Source organism: Streptomyces sp. NBC_01210, from assembly GCF_036010325.1.
Taxonomy (GTDB): domain Bacteria; phylum Actinomycetota; class Actinomycetes; order Streptomycetales; family Streptomycetaceae; genus Streptomyces.
Genome location: NZ_CP108549.1, coordinates 6,148,286 through 6,166,413, shown reverse-complemented (window position 1 = coordinate 6,166,413; position 18,128 = coordinate 6,148,286). Strand labels below are relative to the sequence as shown.

Genomic DNA, 18,128 nt, shown 5'->3' with positions numbered 1-18,128 from the left:
TTGAGCCTAACGGGCTCCGGTGGCTGTCCCACCGGCCGTCTCGCCCAGCAGGATGCGCTCCAGCTCGGCTCGGCCGGGGAGGGCGCCGGGGCGGACGATCTCTCCGCTGCGTACGTAGATGAACGCGGCGTTGACGGCTTCGAGGGGGAGGTCGTGCTGCTCGGCCCAGGCAAGGCGGTAGACGGCGAGCTGGAGAGGGTCGGCGGTGCGGGTGCGGCTGGTTTTCCAGTCGACGATTTCGTACCTGTGCGGCACGCCGTCTGTGTGCGGCACGCCGTCCGTGTGCGCCTTGCCGTATATGTGCGGCTCGCCGTCGACGCCGTTGCCGTTTCCCTTGCCGTCGCCGTCGCCCGGGTCGGTTCGGTAGACGGCGTCGATACGGCCCCGGATGACACGGCCGGCGAGGGTGAGCTGGAACGGAGCCTCGACGCGGTACGGGGTGCGGTGGGCGTACGGGGTGCGCTCGAAGGCCTCCTTGAGCGCGGCGAGGTCGTGCTCGTCCGCGATCTCGGGGTCCTCCGCGTCGCCGCCGGGAAGCTCGTCGGGGCCGAGCATCGGCAGCGGGAGCTCCTCGAACCGCGACTCCACCCAGGCGTGGAACCTGGTGCCGCGGCGGGCGGCGGGCTGCGGGGGGCGCGGCATGGGGCGGGCCAGCTCCTGGGCGAAGCCGTCGGGGTCGGCGGCGATGCGCAGCAGCTGCGAGGCGGAGAGGGAGGGCGGTACGAGGACGTCACGGACGGTGGCGCGGGTGCGGCGGAGCTCGCCGGCGAGGGCGTCGAGGTCCCGGTCCCAGGAGGCGATGGTGCGGGCGTCTTCGGGGTGCGGGGGGATGTCCCCCACCCCGCCCCTTCCCGAAACCGGGGGAAGGCCCCCAGGCCCCCCAGTGGTGGTGGACATGGGAGCTGACGTCCCCACACCCCCGGCGCCGGCTTCGCGGTGGCCCCTCTGAGCCGGGACAACGGTGTCGTGCCACGGGTCCGGCTCATGACCGTGGTCGTCGTCGCCCTCCCGGAACGGCTCCGGCTCCCAGTCGTCCCAGTCGTCCCCGTCCGGCAGATCCACGGGGTCGCGGTCCAGGGGCTCGCCCGGGGGCCCGTCCGGCGGCCCGTCCAGGGGCTCGTCCAGGGGCTCGTCCGGCGGCGGGGGTTCCTCAAAGGCATCCGCCGACGCATTGGCCAGATAGGAGAGCACCGTGTCCGCCGCGGCGCGGCGGCGGGTCAGGGATGCGGCGTCCAGAGGGAGCGGCCAGGCCTGCGACGCCGTCGTCGTGTGCAGCGACGGGTTCTCCGCGTCTTCCTCCGGCTCGTCCGCCCAGACCTCGATCTCGCCGAAGCCCTCCGCGCAGTGGTCGTACAGCGCCTGGAGGAACGCCGAAGGGCCGCGTCGGCGCTTCTGGGTCGGGCCCCACCAGTGGGCCGAGCCGAGGAGCAGCGAGCGGGGGCGGGTGAACGTGACGTAGCCGAGGCGCAGTTCCTCGGTGTGCTGGTGGTCCTTCATCGACTCCTTGAAGGACCTGAGCCCCTTCGCATCCCAGGACGGGACGTCCGGGAGGGTCGTCGCGTCGCCCCGCAGCGCATGCGGGAGGACCTTGGACTGGGAGGTCCAGGCCTCGCGCGCCTGGTCGTTCGGGAAGTGTTTGGCGACCAGGCCAGGGACCGCCACGACATCCCACTCCAGGCCCTTGGACTTGTGGGCCGTCAGGACCTTGACCGTGTTCTCGCCTCCCGGCAGGGCGTTGTCCAGGCCCTTCTCGTACTGCGCGGCGGTACGCAGGAAGGCGAGGAAGGCGAGCAGCGTCGCCTCCCCGTCCAGCGCCGCGAATCCGGCCGCCGTGTCAAGGAAGTTGGCCAGAGTCTCGCGGCGGCGGGCGGCCAGGGCGTGCGGTGAGGCGGAGAGTTCGACCTCGAGGCCGGTGGTGGTCAGGACCCGGTGCAGTACGTCCATCAAGGGGTCGGCGAGCGAACGGCGCAGGTCGCGCAGTTCGGCGGCGAGGCGGGCGAAGCGGACCCGGGCCTCCGCGGAGAAGGGCAGGCCGTCGTCCTCCCCGCCGGCCGACTCCAGGAATGTGTCGAGCGCGTCGGCGAGCGAGATGACCTCGGCCGGGTCGGTGCCCTCGACGGCGGCGGCCAGTCGCTCGTCCGGGTCCTTCTCGTCGGACGAGGTGCGGTGGACCAGCAGCCGGGCCCGGCGGCCCAGCAGCGCCAGGTCGCGCGGGCCGATCCGCCAGCGCGGTCCGGTGAGCAGACGTACGAGAGAGGCATTGGCGCCCGGATCCTGCAGGACCTCGCACATCGCGACCAGGTCGGCGACCTCGGGGAGGTGCAGCAGCCCGGACAGGCCGACGACCTCGACCGGGACGTCCCTGGCAACCAGCGCGCCCTGGATCTCGGCGAAGTCGCCCGCCGTACGGCACAGGACGGCGATCTCGCCGGGCTCCTTGCCTGTACGCACGAGGTGGGCGATGGAGTCGGCGAGCCACTCGATCTCCTCCGCGTGCGTGGGCAGCAGGGCGCAGCGGACGATGCCGTCGCGCTCGGCGCCGGGGGCGGGCCGCAGCGCCTCGACGCCCTCGTGCATGGCACGCAGAGGCTCGGCGAGGCCGTTGGCGAGGTCGAGGAGGCGGCCGCCGCTGCGGCGGTTCTCGCTGAGCGAGAAGCGGGTCGCGGGGCGGCCGTCGGCGTACGCGAAGTGCGCAGGGAAGTCGTCCAGGTTGGCCACGGAGGCGCCGCGCCAGCCGTAGATCGCCTGGCAGGGGTCGCCGACCGCGGTCACGGCATGGCCGGTGCCCTGCCCGAACAGGCCGGACAGCAGCAGCCGTTGAGCCACGGACGTGTCCTGGTACTCATCGAGGAGGACGACCCGGAATTCGTCCCGCAGGATGGTGCCGACCTCGGGCCTGGTGAGCGCGAGCTCGGCCGAGAGGGCGATCTGGTCGCCGAAGTCGAGGAGGTCGCGGGCTCGTTTGGCCTCGCGGTAGCGGACGGTCAGTTCGAGCAGCTCACGGCGTGCGGCGGCCGCCTCGGGGACCTTGCGCAGCTCGGCGTTGCTGAGCCGGGCGCTCTCCAGCGTGCTCAGCAGCTCGGAGTCGTACGCGCCGAGCTGCTCGGGCAGTACGAGATGCTCCGCGAGCTCCGCGTCGAGTGCCAGCAGGTCGCTCACCAGGGACGGGAAGGACTTGGTCAGCGAGGGGTACGGCCCCGGCGCCTCGCGCAGCACACGGGCGGCGAGCTGGTAGCGGGTGGCGTCGGCGAGCAGACGCGCGGTCGGCTCCAGGCCTATGCGCAGTCCGTGGTCGGTGAGGAGCTGTCCGGCGAAGGCGTGGTACGTGGAGATACGGGGCTCGCCCGGCGGGTTGTCGGGGTCGATGGCGTCGGGGTCCGTCACCCCGGCCCGTACGAGAGCTTTGCGGACGCGCTCGGCGAGCTCGCCCGCGGCCTTGTTGGTGAAGGTGAGGCCGAGGACCTGCTCCGGCGCGACCTGGCCGGTCCCGACGAGCCACACCACCCGCGCCGCCATCACCGTTGTCTTCCCCGAACCGGCTCCGGCCACGATGACCTGCGGGGCGGGCGGCGCGGTGATGCAGGCCGTCTGCTCCGGGGTGAAGGGGATACCGAGGAGCTCGTTGAGCTGCTCGGGGTCGGTGATGCGTGCGGTCACCTCAGAGAGGCTAATGGGGACCACTGACAGCGGTGGTCCCCCTCGGCCTCAACCGCGTCAGGCTCCGTTGCCGGAGCCCGCGCCCAGCTTCTCCAGGTCGACGACCTGGTCGGCCGGCGGAGCCACGGCATTCACCGGCTTGTTGTAGTCGCTGAAGACCATCGTGCCGGGCTCGTCGCCGCCGACCTTGACGACCTTGAGCAGGTAGGGCTCACCCTCCTTGGCCACGTACATGGTCGTCGTCTCGCCATTGGCCGCCTTCTTCACCACGGTCGCCGTGGCCTGACCGTCGACCTCGGCGTCGGGGCCCTTGGTCATGCCCTTGCGCTCCGACTTGTCCTTGTCCATGTCGGCGATCATCGCCTTGAGGTCGCAGACACCGTCCATGTCGCCGGAGCTGCCCGCCGGCATCTTCATCCAGCGGCCCTTCATCAGCTCGACGACGCTGTCGGTCTCCTTGCCGGACGAGCCGTCCTCGCTCATCGAGGCGCGCCAGAACTTCTCGTCACCCTTCATGTACAGGACCTTGTTGGCCTGGAGGAGCTCGGCGTTGCCGGCCTTCACGCCCATCTTGCCCGTGCAGGCACCCTTGGTGTCGACCGCGAAGTCGACGGTCAGCTGCTCGCCGTCGCTCTTGATCTGGCCCGCCATCCGGATGGACTGGGCGGCCTTCGTGGCCGTGAGGGCCTTGTCGCCGATCTGGTCGGCGGTGAGGCCGGCGAACGGGTCCACCGGAGCCTTCGAGGTCGTGGCGGCCGCCGGCTCCTTCACCTTCTCCTCGGAGTCGCCCTTGGCCTTGGTGTCCTTGGAGCAGCCCGCCAGTCCGGCGATCGCGGTCGCACAGACCATCGCCGAAACCAGGAACTTCCGATTGGCTGCCATGTGTCTCTCCCTGTAGATCCTGCTTATCGCACCTTTATGCGACTGTCGCGGACGTCATTTGGATGCAGGGAGCCGACGTGAGGTGGACCACATGGACCACAACACCGACCGTCGGCGGCGGTCACTCGACGATTTGGCGTCCCTCCGGCTGTGCGCTGCACGAGGCACGGAAGGTGCAGTGGGTGCAGTGCTGCCCGGTGGACGGGGTGAAGCGCTCGTCGAGTACGCGTCCGGCGGCGGTGGCGAGCAGATCACCGACCCATGCGCCGCTCAGGGGTTCCTGGGCCTGGATCCTGGGGAGCTCGTCGCCGCCGTCCTTCCTGGCGGCGGGCTGGCGCAGCTGTACGAGTTCGGCGCCGCCGGGTTCCGGGCGACGGCCGTCGAAGGCCTCGTCGAGCGCCCCTTCGCGCACCGCCAGCTGGTAGACGGCGAGTTGGGGGTGGGCAGCGACCTCGTCCCTGGTGGGTGTCTGCTTGCCGGTCTTGAAGTCGACGACGTACGCGCGTCCTTCGGCGTCCTCCTCGACGCGGTCCATGGAGCCCCGGATCCGTACCTCGTACTCCCCCGCCTCGAGCGTCACGTCGAAGTCGTGCTCGGTGGCGGCGGGGGCGCGGCCGCCGCGACCGCCGCGGTCCATGACGTGCCAGCGCAGGAAGCGTTCGAGCGCCACGCGCGCGTGCTCCTTCTCCTGCTGCGACTTCCAGGGAGCGTCGAAGACGAGCGCGTTCCAGACCGAGTCGAGGCGCTCCATGAGAACGGCGAGGTCGGCGGGGGTCTGCCCGGAGGCGACCTCGTCCGCGAGTACGTGGACGACGTTGCCGAAGCCCTGGGCGGCGGTGGCGGGTGCTTCCGCCTTGACCTCGCGCCCGAGGAACCACTGGAGCGCGCAGGTGTTGGCGAGCTGGTCCAGTGCGCTGCCTGAGAGGGTGACGGGCTGGTTCCGGTCCCGGAGCGGGATCTGGCTCTGCGTCGGCTCGTACAGGCCCCACCAGCGGTAGGGGTGCGCGGCCGGTACGAGCGGCTGGCCCTCGTCGTCGGTGAGCGCGGCAAGGCGGGCGAGGCGGCGGGCGGCGGCGTCCCGCAGCGCGTCCGTCGCCTGCGGGTCGACGGTGGTGGCGCGCAGCTCGGCAACGAGCGCGGCGACGGCGAGGGGGCGGCGCGGGCGGCCGGTGATGTCCTTGGGCTCCACGCCGAGCTCGGTGAGGAAGCGGGATGGCTGGTCGCCGTCGTCGGCGGGGGCCTTGACGGCAGTGACGACGAGGCGGTCGCGGGCGCGGGTGGCGGCGACGTAGAAGAGCCGGCGCTCCTCGGCGAGGAGGGCGCCGGGGGTGAGCGGCTCGGCGAGGCCGTCGTGACCGATGCGGTCGGCCTCGAGGAGCGAGCCGCGGCGGCGGAGGTCCGGCCACAGGCCCTCCTGCACACCGGCGACGACGACCAGGCTCCACTCGAGGCCCTTGGAACGGTGGGCGGTCATCAGGCGTACGGCATCGGGGCGCACGCTTCTCTTGGCGAGGGTGTCGGCGGCGATGTCCTGGGCCTCGACCTCTTCGAGGAAGTTGAGGGCGCCGCGACCGCCGGTGCGCTCTTCGGCACGGGCCGCGGTGTCGAAGAGGGCGCAGACGGCGTCGAGGTCGCGGTCGGCGTTACGGCCGGCCGCGCCGCCGCGGAGAGCTGCGCGCTCGAGTCGCTGCGGCCAGGGGGTGCCGTCCCAGAGCTCCCAGAGGGCCTCTTCGGCGGTGCCGCCGCCTTCGAGAAGCTCGCGCGCCTTGCGCAGGAGTGCGCCGAGCCGCTGGGCGCCGCGGGCGTACGCGGGGTCGTGCGCGACGAGGCGCTCGGGCTCGGCAAGTGCGCGGGCGAGGAGCTGGTCGGAGGGCGGTGGTACGCGGTTGCCACCGGCACGCTCCTCGTCCCGGAGGGCGCGGCCGAGCCGCCGGAGGTCGGCGGCGTCCATCCCGCCGAGGGGCGAGGTGAGCAGGGTGAGAGCGGTCTCGGTGGTGAGCCAGGCGGTGGGGGTCCCGGTTTCCGACGCCTCGGCACCCGGCGCCGCATCCGCATCCGGTGCCGAACCCGCATCCGGTGCCGCATCCGCATCCGCCGGTGGTGCCCCGGCGGAACCGGAGGACTCCGCAGTCCCCTCCCGCGGTCCCGCCGGGCCCCGCAGCGCGGCCGTTGCCGCCGTGCGCAGGGCCGTCAGTAGCGGCGATACGGCCGGTTCGTGGCGCAGTGGGACGTCGTCGCCGTCGATCTCCAGCGGGACGCCCGCCGACGTCAGCGCGCGGCGGACCGAGGGGATGGTGCGGCCACCCGCGCGGACCAGGACCGCCATGTCGTTCCACGGGACGCCCTCCTCCAGATGGGCGCGGCGGAGGATGTCGGCGATGTTGTCGAGTTCCGTGGACGCCGTCGGGAAGGTGTACGTCTCCACCTGCCCGCCCTCGCGGACCGGCGCCGGCTCCCGGTGGGCGCGGGCCTTCTCCGACGGGAGGCGGGGCAGTGGCATCCGCCGGGTCAGCAGCCGGGTCGCCGCCAGGAGACCCGACCCGCTGCGACGCGACGTGGTCAGGACCGACACCTGAGAGGGTCTGCCGTCCGCGTGCCGGAAGGCGTCCGGGAAGTCGAGAATGCCGTTCACGTCCGCGCCGCGGAAGGCGTAGATCGACTGGTCCGGGTCGCCGAAGGCGACCAGCGTCCGGCCCTGGCCGGCCAGCGCCTGGAGCAGCCGCACCTGGGCCGGGTCCGTGTCCTGGTACTCGTCCACGAACACCGCGTCGTACGGGAAGAGGGACGAGGGGTGCGGCACGTCGTACGGGGACCCGGTCCGTTCGGCCAGCAGGACCGCGCGGTGCACCAGTTCCGCGTAGTCGAGGACCCCTTGCATGTCCAGGACGTCCAGATACTCGGCAAGGAAAGACGCGGCCGCCCCCCAGTCGGGACGGCCGGTGCGGGCCGCGAAGCGGGCCAGGGAGTCGGGGCCGAGGCCCAGTTCCCGGCTCCGGGCCAGCACCGCCCGTACCTCGTCCGCGAAACCGCGCGTCGTGAGGCACGCCCGCAGCTCGTCCGGCCAGTGATTGCGCACCAGCCCCTCGGCCTCCAGGCCGAGCTGGCCCGCCAGCAGTTCGCGTACGGCGACGTCCTGCTCGGGACCCGACAGCAGCCGCAGGGGCTCGGAGAACAGATCCGCGTCCTGGTGGGCGCGGACCAGTGCGTAGCAGAAGGAGTGGAAGGTCGTCGCCTGCGGCCCCTGCGCACCACCCAGCCGCAGCGCCATCCGGTCCCGCAGCTCCACCGCCGCCTTGCGGCTGAACGTGAGGACCAGGATCCGCTCCGGATCCACCCCCTTCGCGACCCGCGCGGCCACCGCCTCCACCAGCGTCGTCGTCTTGCCGGTGCCCGGACCTGCCAGAACGAGCAACGGACCGTGACCGTGGTCAACCACCGCGCGCTGAGTTGCGTCCAGGAGAGGGGGATGCACCGGGCCCGGCGGGGTACGCACCAGTCGGTACGCGCCCGAGGTCCGCCGCCGTACCTGTTGCTGGTACGTCGTACGCCCGGTGGTGGAGGAGGAGCTCACGTGGATCGCCGGTCCTGGTGGGTGTGCTGGTGGTGATGGAGCGGTTCGTGCCGCGGGTGGAACGGTTCGTGCCGCGCGCCGACGACGCTACGCCAGCGCGGGGCGGGGACGCGGTGAGTCAGCCGCGCACCGGGGCTCCGTACGGTCTTCGTACGCCGTACAGTCCCCGGCGCGCCCCTGGTGCAACCGATCGGCCGAAGCTGTCATATCTGAGCGCTGCCGCCCGCACCACCTTCGCCGTCCCATCGCGCGCGCTTCATGTCGAGCCGTGGCACATGGCCTTCGGCACTTCGCGAGGCCTCGCGCAGCGGCGTGCCCTCCGTGCGGTACCGCGCCAGGGCGCGCAGCTCGTGCCCGGGCAGCAGCGTGCCGTCCGAGCGCACCACACGCCACCAGGGCACGGCGCCGCCGTACAGCGCCATCACCCGGCCCACCTGGCGCGGCCCGCCCTGCCCGAGCCACTCCGCGACATCTCCGTACGTCATCACCCGGCCGGGCGGGATCAGCTCGGCGACCTCAAGCACCCGCTCCGCGTACTCCGGCAGCTCGTCCATCCGGCCCATCCTGCCGCACGCCACCGACAACGCCTCCGACAGCAGGCACAGTGGAGGGAGTGGGACCGGAGAGGCAGAGGGGCGTATCTCACGTGCCTCAAGTCCCCGCGATGCACCCTGATGCCCCCCTCTGCCGTCCGGTCGTGCCACCATCATGCGGGCGGTGACTGGTGATACGAGATCAAGAAGAGACCGAGACGGCGAAGGAGCAGGGCGTGCAGCCTCCGAAGGCGGCAAGCACCCCTGAGTCCGAGTCGTACCCGGAAGCGCCCGCTCCGCAGGGCGACGCGAGCGATGCGACCGGGGCGACCGGGGCGAAAGGATCCGCCGATTCGACCGCGGCGAAAGGGGCGACCGGTTCGACCAGGGCGACCGACGTCACGGACGTGACCAGCGTCGACCGGGTATCCGGGGACGAACCACTGCTCGCCGCCCGCGTCCACCGCCCCTCCGATCTGCTGCGGCTCCTCATCGGCATCCTGGCGATCGCCGTGGTGCTCGCCGTCGCCGCCTTCGCCCACGGCACCACCTCCGGTCTCGAGCAGGACATCAACAAGGGCACCGGGCAGGCCCCTGACCTGCTGGTCAAGATCGCCGGGCTGGCGTCCAGCATCGCCGTACTGCTCGTCCCCGTCGCCTTCGCGATCGAGCGGCTGGTCAAACGGGACGGGCTGCGGATCGCGGACGGCGTCCTCGCCGCCGTCCTCGCGCACGGCGTCACCCTCGCCACCGATCTCTGGGTCGCCAAGGCCGCGCCCGGCACGCTCCAGGACGCGCTGACCCAGGCGCAGAGCGGCGGCGGGCTGACCGATCCGGTGCATGGCTATCTCGCGCCCGTGATCGCCTATATGACGGCAGTGGGGATGGCCCGGCGGCCGCGCTGGCGCGTGGTGCTGTGGGTGGTGCTGCTGCTCGACGCCTTCGCGATGCTGGTCGCCGGTTACACCACCCCGTTCTCGATCATCCTCACCGTGCTGCTCGGCTGGACCGTCGCGTACGGCACGCTGTACACCGTCGGCTCGCCGAACGTACGGCCCACCGGCCAGACCCTGCTGGCGGGTCTGCGCCATGTCGGTTTCCGCCCGGTCACCGCGATGCGCTCCGAGGACGTTCCCGACTCCGCCGAGCAGGGCGACCGCGGCCGCCGCTATCTGGTCACGCTGGAGGAGGGCGCGCCGCTCGATGTCACCGTCGTCGACCGCGAGCAGCAGGCGCAGGGCTTCTTCTACCGGGTGTGGCGCCGACTGACGCTGCGCTCCATCACCACCCGCCGCTCCATCCAGTCGCTGCGTCAGGCGCTGGAGCAGGAGGCGCTGCTGGCGTACGCGGCGATCGCCGCCGGAGCCAACGCCCCCAAGCTGATCGCCACCTCGGAACTCGGTCCGGACGCCGTGATGCTGGTGTACGAGCACCTGGGCGGCCGTTCCCTGGACTCCCTGACGGACGACGAGATCACCGACGATGTGGTGCGCGGGGCCTGGCGGCAGGTGAAGGCGCTCCAGTCGCGGCGTATCGCGCACCGCAGACTAACCGGCGACGCGATTCTGGTGGATCGTTCCGGCAAGGTGATCCTGACGGATCTGCGCGGCGGCGAGATCGCGGCGGGCGATGTGGTACTGCGCATGGACATCGCGCAGCTGCTCACCACGATCGGGCTGCGGGTGGGTGCCGCGCGTGCGGTGGCCACCGCGGTCGAGGTGCTCGGTCCGGACGCGATCGCCGACTGTCTGCCGCTGCTCCAGCCGATCGCGCTGAGCCGCTCCACCCGGGCGACACTGCGCAAGCTGGCCCGCGAGCGGTCGCAGCGCGAGCGGGATGCGGTGCTCGAGGCGTCCGCCGCCACCAAGCGGGCTCGTACGGAAGAGGCGGCGGAGGAAGCGTCGGCCGACGACCGCAAGGCCGCACGCAAGTCGGAACGGGCGGAGAAGCAGGCCGACAAGAAGGCCATGGACGAAGCCATGGACGAGGCGCGCGAGGAGGATCTGCTCTCCCAGATCCGTCGGCAGGTGCTGCTGATCAGACCACAGGCACCGGTCGAGCCGGTCCGTCTCGAGCGGATCAGACCGCGTACGCTCATCAGCTTCATCGCCGGCGCGGTCGCCGCGTACTTCCTGCTCTCGCAGCTCGCCGGCATCGACTTCGGCACGGTCTTCCGGCAGGCCGACTGGCGCTGGGTGGTGGTGGCCGTCGCCTTCTCCGCGATCAGCTACTTCGCGGCGGCGATGAGCCTGCTGGGCTTTGTGCCGGAGCGGGTCGGCTTCCTGCGGACCGTGGTTGCGCAGGTCGCCGGGTCCTTCGTCAAGATCGTCGCCCCGGCGGCGGTCGGCGGCGTCGCGCTGAACACCCGCTTCCTCCAGCGCTCGGGCGTACGGCCCGGTCTCGCCGTGGCCAGTGTCGGCGCCTCACAGCTGTTCGGCCTCGGCGCACACATCCTGCTGCTGCTCTCCTTCGGCTATCTGACCGGTACGGAGCGAACGGCGTCGTTCACGCCGTCGAGGACGGTGATCGCGGGTCTGCTGACGGTCGCCGTGCTGGTGCTGGTGGTGACCGCGATCCCGTTCCTGCGGAAGTTCGTCTCGACGCGGCTGCGCTCGCTGTTCGCCGGTGTGGTGCCGCGCATGCTCGACGTACTGCAGCGACCGGGGAAGCTGCTCACCGGCATCGGCGGGATGCTGCTGCTGACCGGTGTGTTCGTGATGTGTCTGGACGCGTCGATCCGGGCCTTCGACAACGGCCACCAGCCGCTGAGCTACGCCAGCATCGCCGTGGTGTTCCTGGCGGGCAACGCACTGGGCTCGGCGGCACCGACGCCGGGCGGTGTGGGCGCGGTCGAGGGCGCGCTGACCTTCGGTCTGGTCCTGGCCGGAGTGCCGAAGGAGGTCGCGGCGCCGGCGGTCCTGCTGTACCGGATGATGACGCTCTGGCTGCCCGTACTGCCGGGGTGGTTCGCCTTCAACCACCTCACCCGCAAGGGCGCGCTCTAGCCGGGCCGGGCGGTCCCCGCACGGCCGACCCGCCGCGCGAACCCTCCGTCGCCACCCACATGGCCGCCCTGCCGCGGCTACGCTCCGTCGCCACCCGCATGGACCGCCGTCCCGCGCGGCCGGGGCGCTCGCGGCGGACGATGACGGCATGCCGACCACTTCCGCCGCCTTGCGCGCTGTCGCACTCGCCGCCTCCGCCACCGTACTGCTGGCCGCCGGCTGTTCCGACAGCAGCGACAAGAAGACGGAGCAGGACCGGACGGAGGATCTCGCCTCACAGACCCTGGACTGGCAGAAGTGCCCGGCCCCCTCGGAGGCCGAGGGCGGCGGGACCCAGCCCTCGCCGCTGCCCGGCGGCACCACCTGGGAGTGCTCCTTCATGGACGTCCCGCTCGACTACGCCGAGCCGGACGGCGAGACCATCGAGCTGGCCCTGATTCGCGCCAAGGCGCTCGACAAAAGCAAGCGGATCGGCTCCCTCATCTTCAACTTCGGTGGTCCCGGCGGCTCCGGGGTCAGCACGCTGCCCTCCGTCGCCGCGGACTTCGAGACCCTGCGCACCCGCTACGACCTGGTGAGCTTCGACCCGCGCGGGGTCGGTCGCAGCGTCGGCGTGGAGTGCAAGGACGACCGACAGCTCGACGCGTACTTCGCCCAGGACTGGACCCCCGACGACGCCGCCGAGGAGCAGACCCTCGTCGAGAATCTGAAGTCCTTCGCGGACGCCTGCAAGAAGAACTCCGGCAACGAGCTCCCGTATGTGGGCACCACCAATGCCGCCCGCGACATGGACCTGATGCGCCAGGTCCTCGGTGACAAGAAGCTCTCCTACTTCGGGATCTCGTACGGCACCGAACTCGGCGGCGTCTACGCGCACTTGTATCCGAAGAACGTGGGCCGAGCCGTTCTCGACGCCGTCGTCGACCCGACCGCGACCTCGGAGCAGAGCGCGCTGGGCCAGGCCAAGGGCTTCCAACTGGCCCTCACCGACTGGGCCAAGGACTGCGTGGCCCGGGGCGACAAGTGCCCCATCCCCGGCTCGACACCGCAGGAGATCCAGGACTGGATCATCGCTCTCCTCAAGAAGCTCGACAAGCAGCCGATCACCGGCAGCGGCGACCGGAAGCTGACCCAGACGGAAGCCACCAACGGCATCGCGCAGACCCTCTACTCCACGGAGTACTGGCCGTTGCTGGAGCAGGGTCTCGATGAGGCCGACGGAGGCAACGGCGCGCTGCTGCTCGCACTGTCCGACGCCTTGAACGGACGCAGCGAGAACGGCGACTACAGCAATATCCAGGCGGCCAACTCGGCCATCAACTGTGTCGACTACAAGGACCGCTTCACCCTGGACCAGGCCAGGGCGAAGCTGCCTCAATTCCGCGAGGCGTCGCCGGTCTTCGGCGACACCATGGGCTGGGGCCTGATGGGCTGCAGTGAGTGGCCGGTGCCCGGCATGTGGAGCACGCCGGATGTCTCCGCCCCGGGCTCTGCCCCCATCGTCCTCGTCGGCAACACCGGTGACCCGGCCACGCCGTACCCGGGCACGAAGGCGATGGCCGACGCGCTCGGCAAGGGCGTCGGCATCGAGCTCACGTACAAGGGCGAGGGGCACGGCGCGTACAACAGCGGCAACAAGTGTGTGCAGAAGGCAGTGAACACCTACCTCCTGGACGGCAAGGCTCCCGCCGCCGGAACGGTGTGTCAGTAGGCCCGCATAGGATGTCGAAACTATCTTCGAAGCCCGGGGGGGGCATCCATGACGACGCGGGTACGGGCGGGGGCCCTGGCCGCTGCGGCGGTGCTGGCGGCCGGCGCCATCACCGGCTGTGACAGCGGTACGGACGCGGCAGGGGGCGACGGCAAGAACACCGCCAAGCCCTCGGCCGCCCGGACCGCCCCGGGCAAGGCCGCCCCGAGCAGGCCGAGCGAGCCGGTCCTGCCCGCCACCCTCACCGGCCAGAAGCTCGACTGGCAGCGCTGCGCGGCGCCCGTGAAGGCGGAGGGCAGCTACGCGAAGGCGCCGGGCCATGAGTGGCAGTGCGCCCGGCTCAAGGCCCCGCTCGACTACAAGAAGCCGACGGGCGAGACGATCGGGATCGCTCTGATCCGCTCGAAGGCCGAGGACCGGTCCAAGCGGATCGGTTCACTCCTCTTCAACTTCGGCGGTCCCGGCGGCTCGGGTGTCGCCGGACTGCCGGGCTCGGCCGATCAGTTCAAGAAGCTGCACAGCCGTTACGACCTGGTCAGCTTCGATCCGCGCGGCGTGGCGGAGAGCTCCGAGGTGACCTGCCGGGGCGATCAGGAGATCGAGGCAGCGCACAGGCTGGACTTCACCCCCGACACACCCGCGGAGGAGAAGGCGTACCTCGACGACGCCAAGGCCTTCGGCGCGGGCTGCGCCAAGAAGTCCGGGCGGGTGCTGCCGCATGTCGGCACGGCCAACGCCGCCCGCGACATGGACCTGATGCGCCAGGTCCTCGGCGACGACAAGCTGAACTACCTCGGCTTCTCCTACGGCACCGAACTGGGCGGCACCTACGCCCACTTGTTCCCGAAGAATGTCGGGCGACTCGTCCTGGACGCGGTGGTCGATCCCACCGCCGACTACGCCGCGCATTCGCTGGGCCAGGCGCAGGGCTTCCAGCGCGCCCTGGAGAACTACTTCAAGAGCCGCGGCATCAGCGCGCAGGACGGCACCGCGCGCGTGGTCAAGCTGCTCGGCAAGCTGGACCGCAAGCCGCTGCCCACCGACGAGGGGCGCCCGCTCACCCAGAGCCTGGCGCTCACCGGGATCGTCTTCCCGCTGTACTCCAAGGACAACTGGGAATACCTCACCAAGGGGCTGAACGAGGCGGAGAACGGTGACGGCACCCGTCTCCTGCTGATGGCGGATGCCTACAACAGCCGTGACGAGAAAGGCCACTACAGCACCCAGGACCACTCGCAGCGCGCCATATCCTGCGCGGACACCAAGGGCCGTGTGACCGCTGCCGAGGTCACATCGCGTCATCTGGCCGAGTTCACCAAGGTGTCGCCGGTCTTCGGCCCGTATCTGGCCTGGGACCTGGCGGGGTGGTGCGCGGACTGGCCCGTGCCGGGCGAGTCGGACACTCCCGAGGCAGCCGCCGAGGGCGCGGCTCCGATCCTGGTCGTCGGCACGACGGGCGACCCCGCGACCCCGTACGAGGGCGCGAAGCGGATGGTGGACGAGCTGGGCGCGGGCGTCGGAGTGCTGCTCACCAACAAGGGCGAGGGGCACGGCGCGTACGGCAATGGCGCCTGCGTGACCGGCACGGTGGACGCGTATCTCCTGGACGGCAAGGTCCCGGCGAACGGCAAGACCTGCTCGTAGCAGCCGGCAGCGCGAAGGGCCCCGGACCGGCACTCCGGTCCAGGGCCCTCCCGCAGGGCTACGAGCCTCAGTAGATGTCAGCGGACCGTCGCTCGCTGGGTAGAGACAGCGCTTCGTGATGGTGCCACAGCAGATGGCGGTCGCCACGGCGCAGTTCTGCATCCCCCCACTCAAGACGCATGACCCCGTTGTCCATGGAGCATGCGTAGGCCAGGAGCACCAACCCGACATCGGGGTCAAGCTGGTTCAGGTCGTTGTGGAACTCCTCCTCTTGCAGTTCTTCAAGCCCTAGGTCCAGCTCTCCCTGCATGGGTTCTGGTCCGTGTCGCCGGATGAGGTCAGCGCGAAGACCAACGGCCCGGCGGAGTCGAGCCACGGTCACAGGAATGTCCTTCTTCGCGTAGCGGATGGGGTAGAGGACCTGGCCGGCGACCACCATCACCGTCCGAGCCTGAAGACGTACAGGAGTGGCGCCAGGCAGGTCCGCCAAGCCCGAGGCCAGTTCTTCGTATTGGCAGGCATGGAGACCGTGGCCGTATGCCTCCAGCGTCTGTGTGCGCACACCCTGATGACCGTCTCTCGCCCGCTCATGGGCTCGCACGATGCACGCCGGCACGAGGTGCGACAGCGAGACAGCCAGCTCCCCGAAGACGCCGCGCGACCACGATCCTGCGCTCGGTTCCCCCATCAACGTTCCCCCCTCCACAGGTGGCACTGTCAGAGGCAACTGCCAATCCTGACAGTGACTTGCGGTCAGGCTGGGCGCAAGGGCGCACAACGGGAGCCACCGGCGCAGGCCAGCAGTACTGACGATGCCCCACGAACCTGGATCCGGCGCCAATCGCAGTCAGGCCCTTGACCTTGCAGCAGAACTCCGGAGCCGCTCCATGGGTGGGCTGGGCTGTCTTCGGGCCGTGCGCGGTTGACCAACGCCGACCACCAAATGAAGCAGCTCCTCGACGATGACGACCTATCAACCCTTGTTGATGAGTTCGTAGCCTCACACGCCCCAGTTGAGCCCAACCTGGCCGAGAAGGAAGAGGAGTTGGATCGGCTCCACCCAGGTGAGTTTCGACTGCTCTTCCAGAGATTCCGGCAGCTCGTCAGCTGATCCTGAGAAAGGCGCGCCACGTTAATGAGTCGAGAGAGGGATTCCCACGCGAAGAAGGACATGCGTCGCTATAGGTGAGCTCACCACCATCCCGGCTCGTGAGGAAGGCGAGACCTGCGACCACCGCCGTCTGAGGCGTGAGGCCGCAATCCAGTCTCGCGGCCTATGCGTGGACCGAGCGCTCCGAGTGGCACCGTTACGTGGCTCTGACCAGCAGGGATGCGTGAGGCTCAAGGGGCCTCCGGAGCCGTTTGCGCGAGAGCCAAAGGGCGCGGCATGCAACTTACTCTTGCTCGATCATTCTGCGAACACATAGGTCAAGATGCTCGCGCGAGTTTCCTTTAACGCGCAACAATGAGGCGGCCCGCAGCGGAGGTTTGGTTTCATCAAGCTCAATTAACACGATTCGGTCTGGGCGTCCGGACGCTTGTGATTCGAGTGCGAATTCTAGCTCGGAAGGACACCATTGGCTTGCGTTGTAACTGTTGCTAAATAGGGCAACAAATGTGTCCGCTTCCTGTATCGACGCCTCTAATTGGCGCGGGATTCGGTGGCCAATCATAACCCGGTCTTCGTCTCTAAAAATCATCCTCCCAAACCTTCTAAGAAGCACCTCGACATAGTCCGCTTCAGGACAGTCGTTCCAAGAATAGCTAAGGAAATACGAGTGAATGCTGCGCGGCTTGGACTTCACCAGTTCAACTGCAAAGGAAATTACTTTCTGACTGGTCTCTCTGGTGGGTCTTTCCCCCAACCGAGGTATCGCCTTTTGGTAGGTGTGTCGCGCAAGGAGGAAGACCTCCGCGGATGATCCCCCGTACTCACGGATAGCGAGGGTTGGAATTTTATTCGATGCCGCATAGGCGCCAAGAAGTCGCGTACTCACACCTCCGCCAAGCACAATCAGAAGGTCCGCAGAACGCAATGCAGCGAAGTGGGAGACGATCCAACGATGAGGGCTGCTTGCATCTGCATAGTTTTCAATCTTCATGACATGGAGATTTTCTGGAGCATCCGCAAACCGAGGTTCATGTCCTGGGTTAGCGGCATCGACAGGGAATTGAATCTCTATGTGGCGTTGGGAACTCGGATTCTCCCTGCAATACTCGGCGTAGCCCTCGAAAATATAGGGATCAATTGTTCGTTGCGACGAGCTTCCAATGATGGCTCTGAAATCTCCGGCAGCAAGCGCCCAACCCAGCGCTCGACCCGCTCTAAACAAAGGCGCATGTTCTGCCAGGATTGGTTGATTGGCGCCTGGAACGTGATCAGGTAACGATCCCAACACAAGAATGCGCATGGCGAAAGCTCCGTAACGTTCAATTGTTCGAGAAGCGGCAGCAACGTGTAGCAAGTAAGTGATACCAGAATCTGAACTCGGCAGCGACTATGCGGTAAGGACATGGTGATCAAGCTCAATGCGGCACGCGGCGATCGGCAGTCAGCTGTGTCGCTCCGTCCGCGCTGCGGAGCTGGGGCGCCGGTCCCGGGCCGGTAGCAAGCCGACCTCAACCCCTCGATGTACTCGAAGAGCGCGAGGTTGGCCCCGGCCCGGGTGGTGAGGGTGCGGCCGCGGAGCCCGAGTGTGTCCGGCATGGAGATACTCATGGCCCCTGACATCGGGGATGAGGCGCACGCCGTCATCGCCCACTTCCTGCTGGCGGCTGGCGGCTTTGACGACGCCGACCAGCGAGAGCGCGTCTACAAGGTGATGGCGGCGGCGGCCGAGGCGGCCGGTGTCGGCGAGGTCGACGGCAACGAGTACGGAGGGGGCAAGGCCGTGGTCTACGCTTGCGGGCCTGATGCAGATGCTCTCTTCAAGGTCTTGGAGCCGACTCTGCGCAGTCTGCCCGGCCGGCACACGTCGTTCTCAGGGGGCGACATCGAGTCCCGTGTCGACCTGTAGGGCGCCCAGTCACTGGGGAAACCGACGACGGCCCTGCGGGAAGTCCGGGCCGTATCTGGGCCGTGCGAGGGCGCCCGACGCCGACCAACAACGACAGAAGCCCACGGC

10 protein-coding genes are annotated in these 18,128 nt (G+C 69.6%); 4 read left to right on the top strand and 6 right to left on the bottom strand.

Annotation, left to right across the window (positions count from 1 at the left end; translation table 11 throughout):
* Positions 1 to 6 precede the first annotated feature (6 nt).
* From OG735_RS28185 to OG735_RS28170, 4 genes are all read right to left on the bottom strand, one after another.
* The gene (locus tag OG735_RS28185) at positions 7 to 3,657 is read right to left on the bottom strand and encodes an ATP-dependent DNA helicase (RefSeq protein WP_327325935.1); all 3,651 of its coding nucleotides are present in this window, start codon (positions 3,655 to 3,657) and stop codon (positions 7 to 9) included.
* 57 nt (positions 3,658 to 3,714) lie between these two features.
* Positions 3,715 to 4,539: a hypothetical protein gene (locus OG735_RS28180; RefSeq protein ID WP_327325934.1), complete on the bottom strand. Its 825-nt coding sequence runs from the start codon at positions 4,537 to 4,539 to the stop codon at positions 3,715 to 3,717.
* A gap of 121 nt (positions 4,540 to 4,660) precedes the next feature.
* Entirely contained in the window at positions 4,661 to 8,110 is a 3,450-nt protein-coding gene (locus tag OG735_RS28175) for an ATP-dependent helicase (RefSeq protein WP_327325933.1), read from the bottom strand.
* Positions 8,111 to 8,313: 203 nt separating this feature from the next.
* A complete protein-coding gene (locus OG735_RS28170) occupies positions 8,314 to 8,673 on the bottom strand; it encodes an MGMT family protein (protein WP_442812629.1) in 360 nt (119 codons plus the stop codon).
* A gap of 206 nt (positions 8,674 to 8,879) precedes the next feature.
* On the opposite strand from OG735_RS28170, the gene OG735_RS28165 reads away from it, so the two are divergent.
* The 3 genes from OG735_RS28165 (at position 8,880) to OG735_RS28155 (ending at position 15,003) form a co-directional block, all read left to right on the top strand.
* On the top strand, positions 8,880 to 11,648 hold the full coding sequence (locus OG735_RS28165; RefSeq protein WP_327325931.1) for a lysylphosphatidylglycerol synthase transmembrane domain-containing protein: 2,769 nt from the start codon (positions 8,880 to 8,882) through the stop codon (positions 11,646 to 11,648).
* A gap of 148 nt (positions 11,649 to 11,796) precedes the next feature.
* A complete protein-coding gene (locus OG735_RS28160) occupies positions 11,797 to 13,359 on the top strand; it encodes an alpha/beta hydrolase (RefSeq protein ID WP_327325930.1) in 1,563 nt (520 codons plus the stop codon).
* 48 nt (positions 13,360 to 13,407) lie between these two features.
* On the top strand, positions 13,408 to 15,003 hold the full coding sequence (locus OG735_RS28155; RefSeq protein WP_327325929.1) for an alpha/beta hydrolase: 1,596 nt from the start codon (positions 13,408 to 13,410) through the stop codon (positions 15,001 to 15,003).
* Positions 15,004 to 15,070: 67 nt separating this feature from the next.
* On the opposite strand, the gene OG735_RS28150 is transcribed toward OG735_RS28155, so the two are convergent.
* Together OG735_RS28150 and OG735_RS28145 are read right to left on the bottom strand one after the other, a co-directional pair.
* Positions 15,071 to 15,691: a hypothetical protein gene (locus OG735_RS28150; RefSeq protein WP_327325928.1), complete on the bottom strand. Its 621-nt coding sequence runs from the start codon at positions 15,689 to 15,691 to the stop codon at positions 15,071 to 15,073.
* 706 nt (positions 15,692 to 16,397) lie between these two features.
* Entirely contained in the window at positions 16,398 to 17,414 is a 1,017-nt protein-coding gene (locus tag OG735_RS28145; RefSeq protein WP_327325927.1) for a toll/interleukin-1 receptor domain-containing protein, read from the bottom strand.
* A gap of 294 nt (positions 17,415 to 17,708) precedes the next feature.
* Between OG735_RS28145 and OG735_RS28140 the strand changes: the two genes are divergently transcribed.
* Entirely contained in the window at positions 17,709 to 18,020 is a 312-nt protein-coding gene (locus OG735_RS28140) for a hypothetical protein (RefSeq protein WP_327325926.1), read from the top strand.
* The last annotated feature ends 108 nt before the right edge of the window (positions 18,021 to 18,128 follow it).